We start from the raw sequence: 16673 nt of genomic DNA, 5'->3' as shown, positions 1-16673 counted from the left end.
ATAAGAATGGCTGACAGCTTTCGAAGGTTCCCGTGGGCTCGCGCACCACAGTACAGCGCCGAACGACGGCAGGCTTAGCTTCTGGGTTCGGATGAGACCAGGCGTATCCCCGCCTCTTTGGCCGTCATACCATTCTTAATCCACCGAAGCAAACGGTCATATTTAAACATTCTGGGATAGTGTGTTCTTTGCGGTATGAGGCCGCAGTGACCTGATGTCCAGCCGATCCTTCTCCTCCACGATCTTGCCTTCCTTCCCCAGGAACGCCATCTCCCTTTCGTCCCAGTGCTGTGGATCTATCAAAGTGAGGCCGATGGCGCGGTTCAAGGCCAATGACTCGTAGACAAACTCGATCATTCGCAGTACCTTGGGGAACTCGTTCTTCTGCTTCAGCAACCCTAGGTCCTCGATAAGGAACGCTGATGGCTTTTCCTGTTCGATGAACTTGATGATGGTGTCCGTAAGGACCATCAGGTTCTGTGGGTCGACCGAGTGCTGTCCTACCGATTCGGTGAGGGTCAGGATGCAATCGGTTGGGGTCTCCATGTCATTCTTCACGGTCGCCGGATCCCGGGACGAGACCACAAGCACACGGTAACCTGCCGATCTTAGGCCAGTTACCACCTCACGAACCCGACCTTCCTCCTTTCCCTTGAGGAAATAGAGCACGCCTGGCCTGACCTCTAGCTGCAATCTAAACCTCTCCTGCATATCGGACATCGCGGTACCGGATAGATAATCAATGGCCCACCTTTAGAAGAACTGGAGGAGCAAGACCCCGACGACCGTTCCGATGGCCATGGATGAGACATTGTTGCCTAGCTTGTCCACCATCTTCCAGGTCTCGAACGTGGCCCCGATGACCGAATCGACCATACATCCGAAGACGCCCATGACGATCGGCACGAACACCCTTCCGTCGATGGCCGTCTCCGGGAAAAGGACCACCCAGCCGGCCAGTGAAACGAAGACCGATGCCATGATGGCCCAGAACGTGCCATAGACTGAAACCCCTCCGTCTGTGCCCGCGGGCACTTTCTTGAAATTTGTGATCAGCCGGACATGGGGACTCAGAACGCCCAGTTCGCTGGCGATCGTGTCAGCAGCGGCCACGCTGATGGAACAGAGATATGCGAGGACTGCAAGGGGCTGGTTCTGCATTCCGGCCGCATAAGAGATCACGGCTATCAGGGCCGGCACGAAGGCGTTGGCGAAGACGTTCTTGTATGTCCTTTCCCCTTTCTTCCCCTCCTGCAGGCCGTTCTTCGTCTTGATGTCGATCTTGTACTTGGTCACCACGAAGCCGGCCACCGCAAACGCTATAAGCATTATCAGCCAGTTTATCGAGCCGAAGACACCGATGACCACTCCCATGACGAACGATGCGGCACTGCCGCTGGCCGTCAACAGCCCGAATTTATAGGAGATGAGCGACAGGAGAGCGCAAAGGGCCAGGACTATCGCCAGGTTCTCGATGACCGACATTGCCAGGCTTAACGGTTTGATGATATAAACCCGTTGCTCGGGACGTCATCGGTTGCCAAAGAGTCCCTTCCGCTTAACCAAAGGATCGACCGTGTCCTTGATCCCCCGGACCTTCTCCAAATCTCCGTTCCAACCTTTCAGGGAAGGCCCGAAATCCTTTTGAATGTCTTCCATGACCGTACGCATGCGGTTAGGGACAGACCCGGTCCGGTTCGAATGCAAAACGACGGCCAGATAGAATGATTCTCCCTTTTCCACCAGGATCTTCTTCTCGCCAAAGTCTAGACGGTTGAGCCCGGTCGAGGACTCGTCCTTGAATGAATCCTTGACGAACATCTGGATGGCGATGAACATGGAAGCCAGGATATCGTCGTCCATTCCCGGTTTGATGCGCCTGGTCTGGTGAGCCATCAATTGACCGTCCTGGAATATGATGAACACTTCGTCAACCGGGACCAGGCTCCGGAAGACCAGCAGGATCAGTGCCGTGATTATCACCATGATGGCGGTAAGCAAAGCTAGATAATCGGCTGAAATGCCCAGCGATGTGGCTGCCTTTATGTTGAGTTGGTAGGTCTGGGTGAGGTAGGGGTTGTTGTTATCGTCGACCGCGATTATGCAGTAAGACACGTTCGTGTTGGACACCTGGGCCGGTATCTGTCCATAGTATGTGTCCGGTTCGTTCATGGGGGTCATGGTGATGAACGATTCGTTTCCGTTGTTTATCCGATAAATCAATGTCACGTTTCTGATGCCATACGGATCTGACACCTTCACCTTCACCACGATGCCCTGTCCGGCACTGGCATTATCTCCGGTCGATTCCATGACCACTGAGGGAGCGGTACGGTCCACCAAGATCACGGTCTGGGCCAGGGCCGATATGGAGCCCCATTGGTCCTTGACCATCAGGGTGATGTTGTACCGCCCATCCCTTGCGAACTCGTGCGATATGACCCGGTTATCAGTAGAGAACTTGGTCCATCCACCCTGGTCCTCGAAGTTCCACCCATAGGCCAGTGAGGCCACGTCCGAGGGGGTGTCGGTAGAAAGCGTTGCGTCGAAAAGCACAACACCGCTGCGCTCGGTCGAGTTCTGTGAACTGAAATGCGCCACTGGTGGCAGGTTCTTGACCTGCACCTCCAGATGGGAGGCATATTCCGTGAAACCGTCGTCGTCCCAGACCCTCAACTTCACGTAATAGATCTTTGGCTCCGTGAAGACCCAGGTGGTGTGGTTGGTCAAGAGCGGGGTGGATGCCACCCAGGTCCCTCCAGATTCAGAGTCAAAATTCCATTCATATTTCGTGATAGGCTTGTAGGAAACGGCCGAAGCCCAGAAGCCGACACTCTGATCCATTTGATACGTCCGGCCATTCGACGCATCGAATCCAATGATCTCAGGATTGACGTCCTGAACTACTAACATCATCCCGGTAAGGGTCCAAGAGCCATCCTCCTCGGTCACATTGAGGCCAACCCATTGGGTTCCGCACTCCGTGAAGGTGTACGAAGCCCCGGCAAGGTCACCTCCATACAAGTGCCAGGTCTGGCTGCTGTCATATGACCAGTTCCAGGTAACGATCGGGTTGAACGAGGTCGTGGTGACAGAGAACTTGGTGACCTCTCCTTCTATGGACGCGCCGTTCAACTGAAGGGTTGCCGTCGGCGGCGTTGCCTTTACGAAGAGCCATTGCTCCTCCTCGTCGGTGAATCCCTGGGCGTCGGTGACGTTCAGGATGACCTTGTACCACCCTTTCATCGTATAGGAATGGGTAACAGTGGTGTCCATTCCGTCCTTTGATGAGCCGTCCCCGAAGTCCCATCTATATCCGACAATAGGGGTCCACGCGAACCTGCTGGTGCTGTTGAAGTACGAAGGTGAACCCACCCTGTTGATGGCGCTTTGGAAACTGGCCGAGGGTGCCACTTCGCTCACGGTGAACGAATGCAGCGGGGTTGAGTTGGAAATCCCATCTGTGTCCGTGACGGACAATCTGACTGTATGAACCCCGGCGGCGAAATGCTGCTTTGCATTCTTCGATGTGTTCGTGATCACGCCATCGAATTCCCATTCCCATGAGGAGATTGCCGAATGGGAAATGGTCGATGATCGACTGGTATCGTTGAACGAAACCCACAGTCCTTCTGACAGCATACCAGGCCAGATCGTACAGCTCGCAGAAGGATAGGTCTGGACTATCTTGATCGGAACACAGACGGAATTTCTAAGACCGCCTCTGTCGGTGACGGTGAGTGAAACGTAATAGGTGATGTTGTTCAGATAGCGGTGGGTCACCTCCATACCATAACCACTGTATCCATCCCCGAAGCTCCAGGTGTAGTTCAGGGTATCAATATCCGAATTCGAATCCAGGCAGAAAGTACCGTTGAACGATGCGTCCTGTCCTCTGTCCTGTTGTGAGGGCCCAGAGATATAGACCAGCGGAGCCAGGTTGTTCTGGAACCAAACGCTGATCGAATGACTTCCAGGCGAGGCACATATGATGTCTGTACGATTGTCTCCGTTCATATCTTGTGCCATCACGTTGGCTGGCGCCGCACCAGTGGTGAAGTTGAACATATTGGCGAAGGTGCCGGAATCGGTCCTCAAGTAGGCTGCCATTCGTGGCGAATCCGAATAGCCGATCAGGATATCGGAATAGCCGTCGTCATTCACGTCTCCGACAGCCACCGAGGAAGGTTTGCCTTTCAATGGGATGGACAACTCCGGGTTGAGCATCGCATCGTTGAAACCATAGCTTGGCTGAAAGAAGACCAAAAGCTTACCATTCTGGGTTATGGCTGCTATGTCATCCTCTACTGCGCCATCCTTTGTTGGGCCGCCGAAATCACCCATGATGATAGTCTGAATAATGCCATCGTTTTCGGCGCTGAGATAGGCCTTCGGATCATGGAAATAATAAGAACCGGGACCTCCTGCCGCGTTCCTGAGGTAGATTTCAACCATGTTGGTGGCCGAGTTCACGAGGGCGATGTCGTTGGGGTTGCCATCCAAGTTGAAATCGCTGACGGCGATGGCCGTCCGATTTCCTGCTATTGTGCTTCCCACGGTCTCGTTCGAGCTTTGATTGAATGGATGGCCTCCGCCGGTGTTGAATAGTATGCAACATCCGTTTCCATATCCGACCAGTAGGTCGTCAAGACCGTTCCCCCTGAGGCTCTTGGCGAACAAGCTATTCGGATTCGAGGGAATGGTGACATTATCGTACGGTTGAGCGCTCGTAAAGAGTTTAGATTCATGATAAAGACTGATGGTGTGGGATACTGAATTGAGAACAGCCAGATCATACTCGCCGGAAGAACTGAATTTGCCGAAGACCGCTGCGACAGGTGCACTCTGGGTGATCAATGTCCATGAAAGGCCAGATCCCTCGTCATGGAGTAGTATTCTGTTTGAAGCCGTCAATGTCGTTGCCAGGATGGTTCTTCCATCTGAAAGTGTATCCAAGGCCAGTGTTGTAGGTTTGTCGGAGGCAGTAAAGATGCTGTCATCGGCATTTCCAGATAGTTTCGGATTTGCACAGTACCAGGTGAGTGATCCGTTTCCTCCCGCTGGACCCTGGCATAGGATGAACAGTCCTCTGTGACCGACGATGGAATCATCAACAATAGACTTTAGCGGTGACACATCCACTGGAAAAGTGAGGTTTGAATATTGGCTATAGAATCCCAATCCATCATGGAGATAGGCGCTGGCATTCGCAAATGTATAGGACAATGCAACTAGATCAACGCTGGAGTCACCTGATAGATTGCCGGCTGCAATTGTGCCAAGTCCAAGAGGTGTTCTAATGGGTACTTGAGAGTTAATCGAAAATCCGGTCCCTTCATTTTCATAAATGCGCACCCTCGAATATCCTCCAGAGCTGGTGGAATCGGCGAATATCAGGTCGCTCCTGCCGTCACCGGTCACATCGGCAAGCTGGATATCGGAGGCTGCTCCCGAAGCCGTTTTCAAGTAAGTTGTCCAGGCGGTTTTCCACGTCGTTGGTTGGATAGCAACAAAGACGTTTGATCCACTCAAATTACCGACGACTAAATCCATCCTGTCATCACCATTGACAAATCCCGTTGCAAGAAATTGGCTTTTGGTAAAAACAGGAATCCCAAAAATTGAAATTGATATTCTATAAAAATCGGCCGATGGATTCGAGAAAGGATATCTCCAAATATTGATGTAGTCGTCCTGATCAAAAGGACTTCCCATACATATGGCCGCGATGCAATTGACTGAGCTACCGAACTTTCCAATCACGATGTCATAAGGTTGCGCATCCACATTCAACTGAATACATGTTGAAGGGCTGTAGAGTGGTGAACTCGCAGATTGATAAAAAATTGCGATGTGTCCTACTCCACCCGTATCGTTGTAGCTCACAACGATATCATTCATCCCATCATTGTTCATATCGCCTATGGCTATGCTGCGCATGTCGACAATGTCGGCCTTTGACAATTTCCAAGGAATGTTGGAAAGAGCTCCGTTCGAACTTCTGTTGTAAATGCAGATCTCGCTCGGCTGCTTTTTAATCACCGCCACATCGCTCAGGCCATCATGATTCAGGTCGCCTACCGCGAAATCCTTGGCCTGAGAACCGACGTTGATACTGTATGATTGGTTATCGAATACCGTTCCAGATTGGAACTGTTTTGCCTGGCTATATGTGTTGTTCACAGAGCCTGAGAGGACATTTTCCAGTGAGCCTACAGAAGCGGGTTTCACGGCGCCGAGGGGGTTAGAGCCTGAGCTGGTGCTGAGACCAGTCGCCAGTAGAAGCGCGACTATAAGCAAAGCTAGTGCCGTAGCGCCTGACGGTTTGCTCAATACTATCCCTTGTGGGCCGGAAAAGGCGGGTGAAGGTGCATATATAGTCGCTCTCAAATTCTATCTCTTGTAAATTTGGGAGCCTATGAATACAGAGGAAATCTGACACGATTCGAAACCATCGAATTACGATAGACGCTAAAGAACCTTATCATACTGGCCTATCGAAAAATGGAGCAATTCTCACTATCAGTCGGGAGAATCTCGAGAATATCACTATATATAAATCCGCCCGTTCAATAGCTTTGATGGAATCGAAAGCCGTGGGGTTTGACCTTGCGGAATTAGCGCTTGACGCCGATGCCGCAAAGATCCTAGCTCTTACATACACCAATCCGAGAGGGGTGAGAGAGCTCTGTGATGTACTAAAGATACCGCAGGTCAAATGCTATAGGCGCATTAAGGACCTGGAGAAACTGGGGCTACTGAAGGGAATAGGGACCAACAAACGTAATAGAACCTACTCGTCCAACATGGAACGGATGTCGCTGATCATCAACGACAGCCGGATGGTATTGACCACAGAATTCAAGGATGGCGGTAAGAGCAGCTTCGACCTAAAGCTGAACCCAGAGAGCGGCTCCTCCACCACCAACCACCAAACCAATCATTGATAAGCCAGAGCATCCTAGATTTCTCGGACCAGAAAAGAATAGAATAATTCTGCCAGTCCTCGGGTCGCTTCCTTATCCGTCGCTGGGGTCAAAAGCAATCTTCCGTTCATGTAAAGTGTCACCTCGACCCCGTCCTTCTTTGCGACGATCATGACGGGACTCTCTTCCACCTCGTATCCATTGGTTCTTAGAGATGCTGAAGATCGATCAAGATCGAAGCGTATAGGGGTCTGGGGGACCGCGGACATCGCCTCGGATTTGCAGATTCGGATAATTCGGAACTTCATCTTGGAAACCTATTGACGATCGTCTATTGAAAACATCCCCTCTCACTCAAACATGCCAGCTCATTGTACAGTCCTTCAGCCATCTCCCTTGCCTTCTCCTTCTCGGCTGGATGGATCACCATCCGTCCGGTACGATATACCGAGATCTCGACCCCGTCCTTCACCGCCACAAGCATGACTTCCCGGTCAGAGACCGAATAGCCCAGATCTCTAAGGATCGATGCCGATCTTCTCAGATCGAACACGATCCGTTCCTCCGGAAGCACAGTGTTGGCCTCGGATCCGCAGATCCGTACGACCTTGAACCTCATCAGATCGAATCAAGCACTTTCGCGCAACTTGACTTGAACTCTTCCAATGTTCCTTCGTTGACTATCATCGAGTCCGCCAGGGCGATCAACGATCCCAAGCCCCAGGATAGTTCCCGCTCCTCCCGCGCATCGAACTCCTCCTTGTTCTTGGGGGCGTCCTGCCTGGCACGGCGGACGAGCCTTGGATATCTGGTGTTTGGTGAGGAGTGGATCGCGACCAGCTTGATATCCTTCCCAAAACGGTCTTGGTAGACCTTCAGCTCCATGATCCCGCGCGACCCGTCGATTATCGTTCGTGCGGAAACGACCCGATCCACGCAGCGTTTGGCCCAGATATCATAGCCGAATTTCTGTCGTTCTTCATTGGCAAATCCTCCAATGCCCTTGTCGCCGACGCCTGCTGAGGTCATGGAGGCGAACTCCCTCACGACATCTCCCATCCTTACCACCTGGAAACCTCTTTTCAAGGCCACCGATACGAACTCTTCTTTTCCTGCTCCAGGCATTCCCGCGATCACGATCAGGACCATTTTGTCAATCCCCGAATCAAGACCTGAGATAATAATAGTTCTCCAGTATGCCGGATTTCACAAATTAGAGAAATGACAGAAACATATTAAATGCAAACAGGATATGCTAATCTGACTGAGATAGGGTCAGGGGAAATTTTAGGAGGTAAACGATTGCAGGGAACAAAATCCGTTGAGAATGTTCTTGATGAAATAATCAACGCTGAGTTCGGGAAGGACCAGAAGATCGAGAGCGTCTCGGTCGTATCCAAGAGCGGCCTCATCATCACCGGAGATCCATCCAGATTGCCGGCCAAGCCAGAGATGTTCTCGGCAATGATCTCAGTCATCTTCAGCTCTGCCGAATCTTCCCGGGTCGAGCCGAAGAAGGACAAGCTGGAATACGTCATCGGCGTGTACAAGACCAAGAAGATATTCGTCTGGGAGCTGTCACAGAGCCTGATGATCGCGATTACCTGCGACCGGGATATCCCGGACGAGACAATGCTCTCCAGGATACAGAACGTGGCCAACAAGACCAAGGAAGAACTGGTCTGGCTCCGTTGAATCTTATCTGTTCAACCTCTTCCATCCTCAGGGGCCTGTGATCTGATGCTCCTACCATTTCCAATTTTATACAGTCTCCGACGTTCGTCAGAGCTCTGATCCAGAATCAAGGAGCGTTCGGTCGACTAGAGCAGGTTCTCCCCGATATCCTCGACTATCCGGTCACAGTAGATGCAACGCAGTACTGGAGGGTTCTTCGATTCCACTACGAACTCCGGCTCCACCGGTTCGTTCAGGTTGGTGATGCAGTTCGGGTTGCCGCACTTGGCCTTCCCCCTTACGATGTCTGGCAACCTGACATGGTGCTTTTCGGCCACATTGAAGTCGCGGATGATGTTGATGGTGGCCTTGGGCGAGATGAGAGCGATCTTATCCACATCCCTGGGATCCAGCTCCCGGTCCTCTACCTTTACCACATCTTTCCAGCCGGCCTTCTTCGAAGGTACGTGCATCAGAACGGAGACCGGGGATTGCACGTTGCCCTCCTTTAGGCCGATTATCCTCAGCACCTTGAGCGCCATGCCGCAATCGATGTGATCGATGACGGTCCCGTTCCTGATCGGTGTAACCTTGAACTCCTTCATTCCAGCTCACCTCCGAGGACCAGGTTCAGCAGGGCCATCCTGACCGGCACCCCGTTGAACGCCTGTTCGAAGTACTTCGCATGAGGGGTCGAATCGACTTCTGGGGCGATCTCATCCACCCGGGGCAGCGGGTGCATGACGATGAGGTCGCTCTTGGCCTCACGGAGCAATGAATTGTCGACCCGGTATGTGCCGGCCACCTTATGGTATTCAGCCGCATCCGGGAACCTCTCGCGCTGGATCCTGGTAATGTAGAGGACATCAGCATCTGCGATGACCTCGGACAGCTTGGACCTGAGCTTCGGCTTTCCGCCATCCTTTTCGACCTGCTTGATGGTCTCCTTCGGCATCTGCAGGGTCGATGGTGCAACGAACGTCAGTTCGGCCCCGAACTTCGTAAGTGCCTCTGCCAGCGAATGAACGGTCCGGCCATACTTCAGGTCGCCGACCATGGCCACCTTGATCCCGTCGATGGACTTCTTGGAACGCCTTATGGTAAACAGATCGAGCAGCGTCTGGGTCGGATGCTGGCCCGCACCGTCCCCCGCGTTGATGACCGGTTTCGAGGAGAATCTGGCCGCCAGTCGGGCCGCACCCTCATGAGGGTGGCGCAATACGATGACATCGGAATAGGACTCGACCATGCGGATGGTGTCTGCCAGCGTCTCCCCTTTGACCATCGAGGTCATCGAGGGCACACCCATATCGATGGATTGTCCATGGAGCCTGCTGATGGCCGACTCGAAGGACATCCTGGTTCGCGTTGAGGGCTCGAAGAACAGGTTCCCCAGTATTCGGCCGTCCAGGGCCTTGGTGAACTTCTCTCCCTTGGCATACGGGATCATCCTCTCGGAAAGGTCCAGGACAGTATCGATCTGCTCCCGGCTAAGGTCCCTGATGGAAACTATGTCCAAACCTTTGAAGCTCATGGTCTCGAATCGGTATGTCCCCGGGGCATATATTACCCTTGGCAGAATTGCTGGCACGTTATGACTTATTCTTCCGCTCCAAAAGAGTCACTTCGCTGGCCGGGGTCTGCGCCCTCGCCGAACTTGGCCATGATCTGCCGCATCCGTTCATACCAATCGTCCACGCACAGTTCCAGTTTATGTTTCAGCTCTGCCCGGCTGATGGCCCGATACACATGATAGTACCCTCCGCGCTCAATGCTCTTTGTCTCGCGGAAGCACATGCCACAGGTCATAAGCTTCTGTAACGCTCGATAGACCGTGGACCGGTCCTTGCCAATGAGTTCAGCGAGGTCATCTGCTCTTTTCGCTCCCGAATCGCTCAAACGATTAAATACCTCGACCTCGAACTCGTTTAAAGAGAACGCGCACTGGACCAGGTCTTTGCAGTTAGATACGCTGTTGATCATCTTTTCCGGGAGCACGTTGTCACCTGCCTTTGTGCAGTAAGTCTTATTAACTCGCAGTTATATAAGATTGTTGCACAACCGTGCAAAACCGAAGGGACCAACATGCAGAAAGATGAAACATTGGACTGCAAGGGCCTGATGTGCCCGATGCCGATAGTCAAGCTGGCCAAGAAGATGAAAGAGCTCCCGGTGGGAAAGGTCCTGGAGATGATATCGGATGACATAGGCTCCAAGGAGGATGTCCCTGCCTGGTGCAAGAGGACGAACAACGAGCTTGTGGAGATGAAGGAGGACAAAGGGGTCTTCTATTACTACATCAAGAGGCTGGCATGACCGAGAAGTTCCTGATCGTCAGCACCCACTCGGAGGACGACCCGGAGCGGGCCACCATACCCTTTGTGCTCGGACTCACAGCGCTATCATCGGGACTGGAATCGGTCATCCTACTACAGATCATGGGTGTATACATGGCCAAGAAAGGCTTCGCCAAGAACGTGGTGGAACACTCGTTCCCTCCGGTCAAGGAGCTGATGGAGCAATACATGGAGGCCGGAGGAAGGTTGTTGGTGTGCAACCCATGCATGAAGAAGCGGGGTCTGGAGGCTTCGGACCTCATCGAGGGGGCCGTGGTGGTCAACGCGCCCACCATCGTGAAAGAGATGAGCGAGGCCAAGAACGTCGTTAGCTACTGATCGAATATTGGTGATTCAAATGGTTGAAAAAGCGAAAAGACTGATAATCGTCGTGTCCGAGGACAAATTCGACAAGGCGATGATGTCGATGATGATGGCAAACACCGCAGCGAGCATGGGCATGGAGGTGCACGTGTTCCACACCTTCTTCGGCCTGAACCTCCTGAAGAAGGGCAAGGTTCCGAAACTGGGGGGCATGATGCGCCTGTTTACCGGAGTTTTCGTGGGAAGGATGAAGGCGGTCGGGATAGAGAACTACCCGGCGCAGCTGGCGATGGCCATAGATCTGGGTGTGCACATCTATGCCTGCAGCACCACGATGGCCCTGATGCGGATCACCAAAGAGGACATGGTCGATGGCGTCAAGATATTGGGAGCGGCCGGTTTCATGGACATTGCTGCTGACGGCGACATTTCGCTGTTCATAGGTTAAGGTGGGAATTTGGCCTCCATACTATTCCTGCTGTTCAAGTCACCGCACGAGTTCGGCACATCGCTGGACATGATCGACAAGATCGCTGGCGATGAGGAGAGGGCGGCAATCCTGTTCGAGGACGCCGCCTACTATGCCGTGGACCAAAAGAATGGTGCAAGGCTGCTAAGGTCCGCAAAGGAGGTCTTCGTCATGTGCGATGACCTGCAGGCCAAGGGCTTCGGCGGAAAGGCCATGTCGGGGTTCAAGGAGATCGGATATCCAGAGGCGGTCGAGCTGATCATGGAACGGTTCGACAAGACCATCACTTTGTAGGTGGGGACGATGAAGACATTGACAATCCAGATAAGGACGGGCACCATGATGAACATGGACACGAACGTCGCCATGAAGTTGGCGGCCGCGGCCATGGACAAGGGATATGGTGTCCGTATCTTCGGCTACGGCGAAGGCGTTTGGCTGATCAAGAAGGGGCAGGAACCGAAGCGCTTCCCCAACGTGGGGAATGAGGCATCGGCACTGGTCGAGAAGGGCATGGAGATCGCCGTGTGCAACACCTGCTGTGCGGCACGCGGGCTGAACCGGGGAGAGGAGATCCCCGGAGGAAAGCAGGGAAGTCTTGCGAACGACCTGACCAGGTTCGTGGCGGAGAGCGACCGCATGGTCACCATTGCGAGGTGAGAAGATGGCACAGAGCGTACTGGTCCTGATAACGAAGGCGCCCTACGGCTATGAGGAAGGGTTCGCCGGGGCGAGGCTGGCCCTGTCCCAGCTGGCGGGCGGTCTGATAACGAAGTGCAACGTTCTGCTGGTCGGCGACGGAACGCTCAACGCGGTCTCCGGGCAGAAGCCCGAGGCGCTGAAGATGCCTTCCAACGCGGACTCGCTGGGCGACCTGCTGGACTTCGAGGCCAAGGTCTACTGCGTGAAGGAGGACCTGAAGGAGAGGGTCGGCGATGTTCCTATCCTAGAAAGCGTCACCGCCATAGACTGGCAAGAGGCCAGGAAGATCATTGCGGACCACGACATGGTGACAACGTTCTGAAACACCTTCCGTTTTTCCTCTCTTGTCATCATAGCAAGCGTTTTATCCGGGGGCCGCATCAGAGCGGTATGCTCGAGGTGCTGGGCCGTGCCGGTGTCGGACGAAATGCAAGGTGGACCGCGTCATCGTTCAAGACGCTCACTCCCAACGTTGTCTACACCGGGGAATTGACCAAGCCGTGGCCCAGTGGGTATGACCTCTTATTAACGGACAAAGGGGACGCTCACAGTATTCATGCCATAGAAGGGCCTGACAACGAAGATATCCTCGTCCCCCACGGTTTTTATCCGCCATTGTCCCAAACGAGAGGCGGCCGGTTCGACTTCGGCGGTCTCAAGGGGGCAGGAGCCACGATGGTCCGAGGGGGCCCGTCGTCCATCGCCGAGCAGGTCAAGGCATCCGATTCGGAGATCGTCGTCCTGGGTAATGCGTTCGAGTACCGAAGGGATGCAAGGCAGTTCGCCGCAGCGATGGTGGCTTTGAGAGGAGGGGCGGGACACAGGCGTCTGGTCTTTGCGCCCGGCATCATGGACGTGAGCAACCTGGCCCTCCTGACCTACATGGGAGTGGACCTCACCGACACATCCCTGCTTCAGTATCGTTCCTCCAGGATGGAGGTCAGCACGGCCGAGGGAACCGTATCCGCCAAGGACTCCAAGTGGGTCGGGGCGACGACGCCAGGTGAGGCGTTCAGACTGAGCCTGGAGAATGTGGCCAAGGAGCTGCAGCTGGTCCGTCATATGATCGATAAACAACGCCTCAGGGAACTGGTGGAGATGCGTATCCATACCTCTCCCTGGCTGGTCTCGGCCTTGCGCATCTTCGACGAGAACCACTATGGTTTCCAGGAGAAGTATTTCCCGGTCATCGGTCCCCGCTTCTACTGCAATGCCAAGGAATCTTTGACCCGGCCAGATATATTGAGGTATCGGAAGCGGATCATGGAACGGTATGTCCGGCCGGCGGACAAGAAGGTCCTTCTTCTCATACCGTGCTCGGCCAAGAAGCCCTATTCCTCTTCGAAGAGCCATCAGGCATTCAAGCGCGTTCTCACCTCCTTGAGCAACTTCGACGTGGTCCACGAGGTCATCATAACCTCGCCGTTGGGTGCCGTGCCCCGGGAGCTGGAACTGTTCTATCCGGCCGCCCAGTACGACATCCCGGTCACTGGCCACTGGGACCGGGAGGAGGTGGCCATGGTGCAGGAGATGGTGAAGCGCATCGTCTCCTTCGGCTACGAACATGTGATCTGCCATCTGGGCGATGAAAGCGAGTTCGTGCTCCCGGTGCTGGACGAGTACATCGACACCACGAAGACGGCAAGCTGCACTTCGAAGGACGCGCTGGACAACCTTTACGCGGTGCTGCAGAAGTACTGTGCCGAATATCCTCGCGTTCCCCGGGGGGTGGATCGAGCCAATTCTATGCGTTCATCTGCGATCTTCCAGTTCGGAGAGGCGGGCGCGGCGCTCACCGAGGGTTGCGAGGTATCTGGCAGCTATCCCTACTCGCGGTTCATGCAGAACCGGGTCCAGATGGGCATGCTGACCCCGGACCGAGGAATGATCTCTCTTACCATCGATGGGGCGGAAAGGATCGCCGCATCGGGCAAGTTCCTGGTCAACATGAAGGACTTCGAGATGACCGGGAACCTGTTCGCGGTCGGTGTCGAGAGTGCCGATCCAGATATACGGATCGGCGATGAAGCCATCGTCATGAGGAAGGGAAAGGTCGAGGCGGTCGGCGTGGCCATGATGAACGGGGAGGAGATGGCGGACAGCGCCAAGGGTGAGGCGGTGCGGATCAGGCACAAGAGGAAATCCGCTTAGGCACTTTCGCTCCTCTTTTTCATCATCCAGCATTGTTCCTGCCGACCATTACTTTCGCTCACCTCCGGTGCTTCGGTATTTAAGGGAAGCACACCTACTGTGTTTCAAGAAGGCGTGTGCAAAAAGCGCACGGGGTCCGAAGCTCTATAACCAAACTAGGGGAGGATGCATCGGCCCATCCCTCACACTGAACAACCATCCCAAGGCGGGAGTTCTGCCCCGTTCTCCCGCCTTACCCTTACTTTTCTAGATTTTTGCTGCTCGAGAATTGCCTCTCTCAGTATTGATAGTTGTTTTCCCATCCTCCATTCCAGATCCCGCTGGTCCCGAACGTATAATTTCCAAAGGAGGTGACGAGCATGGCATCGAAGTTTGCGGCTTGGAAACTGAAAGCATCTCCGAAGCGCTCTCCATGATCTGGAATCCTGACATCATATACGATGGTCCGTAAAGTATCCATTCCCGGAGTCAGGACCAGCGTTTCGTTGTGATAGTGGTCACGCTCCAGCATTGTCGTTCTCGAAATGTTCCCGATAGGGAATTTAGTATACTGGAAGTCGGTGAAGAGCTCGACCTTCAGCACCCCCATGGCCTCGGGCGGAGCTCCCAGGGAGAGCCGCACCGTGATGGAGTGGTCGGGATCGTTCGTGATGTTGAACTTCGCATCAAGTCCATGATAATAGAAAATGGCCCCTTGGGGTGCATCGAGCTCGACCCTATGCCCTGTCGCGCCCAAGAAATTCGGTACGATCACATAGTAGCCGCTGGTCGCCTGAGTGGGTGAGAAATCCCGGTTGAACGGACGGTACTCCGTTATGGCCCCATCCCAGCTCATGTTCTTCGACTTCTCATTACTGTCGAAATATTCGTAATGGATGGTCGCCACATTGAACTCGGGATGGAAATACCTGTTGATCGCGTTCTTGTTCGAAAGGTCCTCCACGACCGTATCCAGATCGATATTGTCAGGGATCTTCACGATATTGATCTCACCCATGCCAATGGTAATGCTCTGGGGTGAATTGTTCGGGTCGGTCGCGTTGAACTTGATATCCGGGGTATTGTCGATGAGCTTGAAGGTGACGTTCTCTCCAGCCTCAAAGGAAGGTCTATCCACCTTGACCGCCAGATGTATGATCCGACTGTTCTGAATGCTGTCATACACAAACAGTGCGGTTACCCATCCCGAGATCAGGATGATCACCAATATCAATGTAAAGAATACCTTTTCAGCGTTCATTATGACTTCCCCCGGCGGTCAGGCCGCCATTCCTTCCGTGGATACCATTGTCCTATTGGATAAAATAACTAGCTCATTCGGGGTAAGTTTTCTGAGATGGCTAATACAATACTCATCGTTGCGAAGTGTTGATTCCTGAAGCGAACGGTCCGTGACAAATATATTATATCGATTAGAAATTAATGGTCTCTGTCTTATGCAATACCAGATCAAGCTGTTGGGGAATCCCGAAGAGAAACTGAAACAGGCCAAGAGGATTGCGGCTGAGAATGGGATTTCCTTCATCGGGGATGGGACCAAGGGCAAGTTCTCCGGCAAGATCATGGGTGGGAGATTGATTGGGACCTATATTGTGAACGATGGAATTCTCCTGATCCGCATCACCGAAAAGCCGCTTCTTGCCAGCTGGGGTATGATAGAGAGTCAGCTAAAAGAATTCTTAAGATCCTAATTAAGGTCCATCGGTTGAAGGTTGGAGATAGCGCTGGTTTCGATATCGAACGATGCCAGAGCCATCAGCTTTAAACAAATCTTCAATCTAGGTAGTGGTTGGCCGAGTTCATTCCAGCCTTTTTCGTTCCGGGCAATGTCCAGTATTGTTAAATGTTGTCATTTGCCTCCAAATGATCTCAGAATCGGACCTATCGTTTTCTTGGGATAGGAGAAAAGGTTGGTCGCATGAATCACAGACACTCAACATTTTAATAATCTTGGAATGAGCTATTGATAGGGGATTGGATGAAAAGAGTAGTCAAAGAAGCAATTTCTGGAGTGGCCTTCGCTGCGTCATTCCTGGCGATGATGGTGGTGTTCTATTTAGGGAACAATTCCTACAATGAATACACCTCGAT

Annotated in this window: 21 protein-coding genes and 1 rRNA gene; 11 read left to right on the top strand and 11 right to left on the bottom strand. The window is 53.2% G+C overall.

Annotated elements, in window-relative coordinates; translation table 11 throughout:
• Positions 1-8: 8 nt before the first annotated feature.
• The 4 genes from rrf to VGK23_02870 all read right to left on the bottom strand — a co-directional run bounded on the left by rrf (position 9) and on the right by VGK23_02870 (position 4680).
• Positions 9-129, bottom strand: a 5S ribosomal RNA gene (rrf, locus tag VGK23_02885).
• Positions 130-162: 33 nt separating this feature from the next.
• Positions 163-711, bottom strand: a complete 549-nt coding sequence (locus VGK23_02880; protein ID HEY3419472.1) for a DUF835 domain-containing protein — start codon at positions 709-711, stop codon at positions 163-165.
• Between the two features lie 42 nt (positions 712-753).
• Positions 754-1485, bottom strand: coding sequence for a DUF92 domain-containing protein (locus VGK23_02875; GenBank protein ID HEY3419471.1), 732 nt, complete (start codon positions 1483-1485; stop codon positions 754-756).
• Between the two features lie 45 nt (positions 1486-1530).
• The gene (locus VGK23_02870) at positions 1531-4680 is read right to left on the bottom strand and encodes a PKD domain-containing protein (protein HEY3419470.1); all 3150 of its coding nucleotides are present in this window, start codon (positions 4678-4680) and stop codon (positions 1531-1533) included.
• A gap of 667 nt (positions 4681-5347) precedes the next feature.
• Between VGK23_02870 and VGK23_02865 the strand changes: the two genes are divergently transcribed.
• Both VGK23_02865 and VGK23_02860 read left to right on the top strand, forming a co-directional pair.
• Positions 5348-5470, top strand: coding sequence for a hypothetical protein (locus VGK23_02865; GenBank protein HEY3419469.1), 123 nt, complete (start codon positions 5348-5350; stop codon positions 5468-5470).
• Positions 5471-6581: 1111 nt separating this feature from the next.
• On the top strand, positions 6582-6947 hold the full coding sequence (locus VGK23_02860; protein HEY3419468.1) for a winged helix-turn-helix domain-containing protein: 366 nt from the start codon (positions 6582-6584) through the stop codon (positions 6945-6947).
• A 14-nt stretch (positions 6948-6961) separates the two neighbouring features.
• Here VGK23_02860 and VGK23_02855 read toward each other — a convergent pair whose 3' ends face one another.
• The 3 genes from VGK23_02855 to VGK23_02845 form a co-directional block, all read right to left on the bottom strand.
• Complete coding sequence (locus tag VGK23_02855; protein ID HEY3419467.1) at positions 6962-7117, bottom strand: hypothetical protein; 156 nt, start codon at positions 7115-7117, stop codon at positions 6962-6964.
• Between the two features lie 140 nt (positions 7118-7257).
• Positions 7258-7545 (bottom strand): hypothetical protein, encoded by a 288-nt coding sequence (locus VGK23_02850; protein HEY3419466.1) that lies wholly within the window; start codon positions 7543-7545, stop codon positions 7258-7260.
• Positions 7545-8075: an AAA family ATPase gene (locus VGK23_02845; protein ID HEY3419465.1), complete on the bottom strand. Its 531-nt coding sequence runs from the start codon at positions 8073-8075 to the stop codon at positions 7545-7547. Before VGK23_02845 ends, VGK23_02850 begins: the two co-directional genes overlap by 1 nt.
• A gap of 153 nt (positions 8076-8228) precedes the next feature.
• Here VGK23_02845 and VGK23_02840 point away from each other — a divergent pair, with 153 nt between their 5' ends.
• Positions 8229-8621, top strand: coding sequence for a hypothetical protein (locus tag VGK23_02840; GenBank protein ID HEY3419464.1), 393 nt, complete (start codon positions 8229-8231; stop codon positions 8619-8621).
• A gap of 125 nt (positions 8622-8746) precedes the next feature.
• Here VGK23_02840 and pyrI read toward each other — a convergent pair whose 3' ends face one another.
• The 3 genes from pyrI to VGK23_02825 all read right to left on the bottom strand — a co-directional run bounded on the left by pyrI (position 8747) and on the right by VGK23_02825 (position 10598).
• Complete coding sequence (pyrI, locus tag VGK23_02835) at positions 8747-9205, bottom strand: aspartate carbamoyltransferase regulatory subunit (protein HEY3419463.1); 459 nt, start codon at positions 9203-9205, stop codon at positions 8747-8749.
• Complete coding sequence (gene pyrB, locus VGK23_02830; GenBank protein ID HEY3419462.1) at positions 9202-10134, bottom strand: aspartate carbamoyltransferase; 933 nt, start codon at positions 10132-10134, stop codon at positions 9202-9204. The genes pyrI and pyrB overlap by 4 nt, the downstream gene beginning before the upstream one ends.
• A gap of 65 nt (positions 10135-10199) precedes the next feature.
• The gene (locus tag VGK23_02825) at positions 10200-10598 is read right to left on the bottom strand and encodes a helix-turn-helix domain-containing protein (protein HEY3419461.1); all 399 of its coding nucleotides are present in this window, start codon (positions 10596-10598) and stop codon (positions 10200-10202) included.
• A gap of 87 nt (positions 10599-10685) precedes the next feature.
• Between VGK23_02825 and VGK23_02820 the strand changes: the two genes are divergently transcribed.
• The 7 genes from VGK23_02820 (at position 10686) to VGK23_02790 (ending at position 14582) form a co-directional block, all read left to right on the top strand.
• The gene (locus VGK23_02820) at positions 10686-10916 is read left to right on the top strand and encodes a sulfurtransferase TusA family protein (GenBank protein ID HEY3419460.1); all 231 of its coding nucleotides are present in this window, start codon (positions 10686-10688) and stop codon (positions 10914-10916) included.
• On the top strand, positions 10913-11275 hold the full coding sequence (locus tag VGK23_02815; protein ID HEY3419459.1) for a DsrE family protein: 363 nt from the start codon (positions 10913-10915) through the stop codon (positions 11273-11275). Before VGK23_02820 ends, VGK23_02815 begins: the two co-directional genes overlap by 4 nt.
• Before the next feature lie 19 nt (positions 11276-11294).
• Entirely contained in the window at positions 11295-11708 is a 414-nt protein-coding gene (locus VGK23_02810) for a DsrE/DsrF/DrsH-like family protein (protein HEY3419458.1), read from the top strand.
• Between the two features lie 9 nt (positions 11709-11717).
• Complete coding sequence (locus VGK23_02805) at positions 11718-12023, top strand: DsrH/TusB family sulfur metabolism protein (GenBank protein HEY3419457.1); 306 nt, start codon at positions 11718-11720, stop codon at positions 12021-12023.
• Positions 12024-12032: 9 nt separating this feature from the next.
• The gene (locus VGK23_02800; GenBank protein HEY3419456.1) at positions 12033-12389 is read left to right on the top strand and encodes a DsrE family protein; all 357 of its coding nucleotides are present in this window, start codon (positions 12033-12035) and stop codon (positions 12387-12389) included.
• Positions 12390-12393: 4 nt separating this feature from the next.
• Positions 12394-12753 (top strand): DsrE family protein, encoded by a 360-nt coding sequence (locus tag VGK23_02795; protein HEY3419455.1) that lies wholly within the window; start codon positions 12394-12396, stop codon positions 12751-12753.
• Positions 12754-12821: 68 nt separating this feature from the next.
• Entirely contained in the window at positions 12822-14582 is a 1761-nt protein-coding gene (locus VGK23_02790; protein HEY3419454.1) for a DUF5591 domain-containing protein, read from the top strand.
• A gap of 277 nt (positions 14583-14859) precedes the next feature.
• Here VGK23_02790 and VGK23_02785 read toward each other — a convergent pair whose 3' ends face one another.
• The gene (locus VGK23_02785) at positions 14860-15822 is read right to left on the bottom strand and encodes a hypothetical protein (GenBank protein HEY3419453.1); all 963 of its coding nucleotides are present in this window, start codon (positions 15820-15822) and stop codon (positions 14860-14862) included.
• A 196-nt stretch (positions 15823-16018) separates the two neighbouring features.
• Here VGK23_02785 and VGK23_02780 point away from each other — a divergent pair, with 196 nt between their 5' ends.
• Positions 16019-16273, top strand: a complete 255-nt coding sequence (locus VGK23_02780; protein HEY3419452.1) for a hypothetical protein — start codon at positions 16019-16021, stop codon at positions 16271-16273.
• Positions 16274-16673: the final 400 nt, after the last annotated feature.

The sequence above is a fragment of the Methanomassiliicoccales archaeon genome, from assembly GCA_036504055.1.
Taxonomy (GTDB): Archaea; Thermoplasmatota; Thermoplasmata; order Methanomassiliicoccales; family UBA472; genus DASXVU01.
This window is presented reverse-complemented; position numbering and strand designations above follow the sequence as displayed.

What these genes read in the sequence shown, in the direction of transcription:
- VGK23_02880 (HEY3419472.1), bottom strand. Translation starts at nt 711, where the DNA reads ATGCAGGAGAGGTTTAGATTGCAGCTAGAGGTCAGGCCAGGCGTGCTC.
- VGK23_02875 (HEY3419471.1), bottom strand. Translation starts at nt 1,485, where the DNA reads ATGTCGGTCATCGAGAACCTGGCGATAGTCCTGGCCCTTTGCGCTCTC.
- VGK23_02865 (HEY3419469.1), top strand. Translation starts at nt 5,348, where the DNA reads ATGCGCACCCTCGAATATCCTCCAGAGCTGGTGGAATCGGCGAATATC.
- VGK23_02860 (HEY3419468.1), top strand. Translation starts at nt 6,582, where the DNA reads ATGGAATCGAAAGCCGTGGGGTTTGACCTTGCGGAATTAGCGCTTGAC.
- VGK23_02850 (HEY3419466.1), bottom strand. Translation starts at nt 7,545, where the DNA reads ATGAGGTTCAAGGTCGTACGGATCTGCGGATCCGAGGCCAACACTGTG.
- VGK23_02845 (HEY3419465.1), bottom strand. Translation starts at nt 8,075, where the DNA reads ATGGTCCTGATCGTGATCGCGGGAATGCCTGGAGCAGGAAAAGAAGAG.
- pyrI (HEY3419463.1), bottom strand. Translation starts at nt 9,205, where the DNA reads ATGAAGGAGTTCAAGGTTACACCGATCAGGAACGGGACCGTCATCGAT.
- pyrB (HEY3419462.1), bottom strand. Translation starts at nt 10,134, where the DNA reads ATGAGCTTCAAAGGTTTGGACATAGTTTCCATCAGGGACCTTAGCCGG.
- VGK23_02820 (HEY3419460.1), top strand. Translation starts at nt 10,686, where the DNA reads ATGCAGAAAGATGAAACATTGGACTGCAAGGGCCTGATGTGCCCGATG.
- VGK23_02815 (HEY3419459.1), top strand. Translation starts at nt 10,913, where the DNA reads ATGACCGAGAAGTTCCTGATCGTCAGCACCCACTCGGAGGACGACCCG.
- VGK23_02810 (HEY3419458.1), top strand. Translation starts at nt 11,295, where the DNA reads ATGGTTGAAAAAGCGAAAAGACTGATAATCGTCGTGTCCGAGGACAAA.
- VGK23_02800 (HEY3419456.1), top strand. Translation starts at nt 12,033, where the DNA reads ATGAAGACATTGACAATCCAGATAAGGACGGGCACCATGATGAACATG.
- VGK23_02795 (HEY3419455.1), top strand. Translation starts at nt 12,394, where the DNA reads ATGGCACAGAGCGTACTGGTCCTGATAACGAAGGCGCCCTACGGCTAT.
- VGK23_02790 (HEY3419454.1), top strand. Translation starts at nt 12,822, where the DNA reads ATGCTCGAGGTGCTGGGCCGTGCCGGTGTCGGACGAAATGCAAGGTGG.
- VGK23_02785 (HEY3419453.1), bottom strand. Translation starts at nt 15,822, where the DNA reads ATGAACGCTGAAAAGGTATTCTTTACATTGATATTGGTGATCATCCTG.
- VGK23_02780 (HEY3419452.1), top strand. Translation starts at nt 16,019, where the DNA reads ATGCAATACCAGATCAAGCTGTTGGGGAATCCCGAAGAGAAACTGAAA.